Source organism: Janthinobacterium sp. PSPC3-1, assembly GCF_049896105.1.
Classification (GTDB): domain Bacteria; phylum Pseudomonadota; class Gammaproteobacteria; order Burkholderiales; family Burkholderiaceae_D; genus Janthinobacterium.
In genome coordinates this window covers 1-1333 of record NZ_JAFCTQ010000089.1, presented here as the reverse complement: position 1 = coordinate 1333, position 1333 = coordinate 1, and the positions used below count along the sequence as shown (strand labels likewise).

The 1333-nt window shown below is 58.8% G+C and carries 1 protein-coding gene; it reads left to right on the top strand.

Going from position 1 to position 1333, the window contains the following annotated elements:
- Positions 1-118: 118 nt before the first annotated feature.
- Complete coding sequence (locus ACP7B7_RS31600) at positions 119-1330, top strand: ISL3 family transposase (protein ID WP_308920732.1); 1212 nt, start codon at positions 119-121, stop codon at positions 1328-1330.
- Positions 1331-1333: the final 3 nt, after the last annotated feature.

Genomic DNA, 1333 nt, shown 5'->3' with positions numbered 1-1333 from the left:
GGTTCTTCGCGGGGAATGGGGGAAGACGGGGTTGACGATCTGAGCGGGAGGTGGCGGCGGTGGCCTGATGTTGGTAGATTGATAGTCGCCAAACAAATCAGTCTATCAAACCACCGCCATGCTCAATGCTATGTCGTCCAGCCCATTTTGGGAAGGTCATATTGTCGAATCCGTCCACGAACAAGAAGACGGCTCCTTGTTAATCGCTCTTGATACCTGCCCGGCAAGCGAGGCCCTATGCGGAGCATGCCGACAGCCCTGCGCCCTGGTGCATGAGCGCCGAAGGCGCAAAGTGCGCGATCGCGACATTCTCGACAGGCGCGTCTGGCTCGATGTACCGGTGCGGCGGCTGGACTGCCATCATTGCAACGCACGAGTTGCTGAACACATTGCCTGGCTCGACCGGCGCGCACGCATCACGCATCGCGTACGCCTGTGGGTCGAGGCGCTGGCGCAGCTGCTTCCCATTGCCCATATAGCCCGGTTGACCGGGCTGCACTGGCATACCATCAAGGACATCGATCATCAGCGCTTGAAGTACCTGCATGGTGACTTCTCGGCAGAGGGCGTACGGCGCCTGGTCATGGACGAATTCGCCCTGCACAAGGGGCACCGGTATGCCACTGTCGCCCTTGATGCCGAGCGCATGCGGGTGCTGTGGGTTGGTGAAGGTAACAGCCGAGAGGCGATCCGGCCGTTCTTCGAGCTGCTGGGAGAGCAAGGCTGTCAGCGGATTGAAGCCGTCGCCATGGACATGAACACGGCCATGGACCTCGAAGTTCGCCAGCAATGCCCGAACGCGGAAGTCGTCTACGACTTGTTTCACGTAGTGGCGCGCTTTGGCCGCGAAGTGGTCGACCGGGTTCGCGTCGACCAAGCCAATACCTTACGTGCCGAACCAAAGGCCCGCCAGGTCATCAAGCGTAGCCGCTGGCTTTTGCTGCGCAACCGAGACAACCTGAAAGCTGAACAGGCCGTCAAGCTGGAGGAACTGTTGGCTGCCAACCAGCCCTTGGCTACCGTCTATCTGCTCAAGACCGAGCTGAAGGAGATCTGGTACGCACCATCGGTTTGGGAAGGTGCTCGACGATGGAAATCATGGTTCAAACTCGCCTTGCAAAGCCAGATCGCACCGGTGATCCAGTTTGCCAAGCGCCTGGCCAAGTACCGGCGCGGCATCCTGGCTTCGGCCATTTATCCAATGAGCTCATCGATCCTGGAAGGCGTCAACAACCGCATCAAGGTCATCAAGCGCATGGCTTACGGATTTCGGGACGCATCCTACTTCTTTCTGAAAATCAAGGATGCGTTCCCCGGTAAAGTGCGATGAACC

Excerpts from the sequence above, each read along its gene's own strand:
- ACP7B7_RS31600 (WP_308920732.1), top strand. The coding sequence starts at position 119 with ATGCTCAATGCTATGTCGTCCAGCCCATTTTGGGAAGGTCATATTGTC.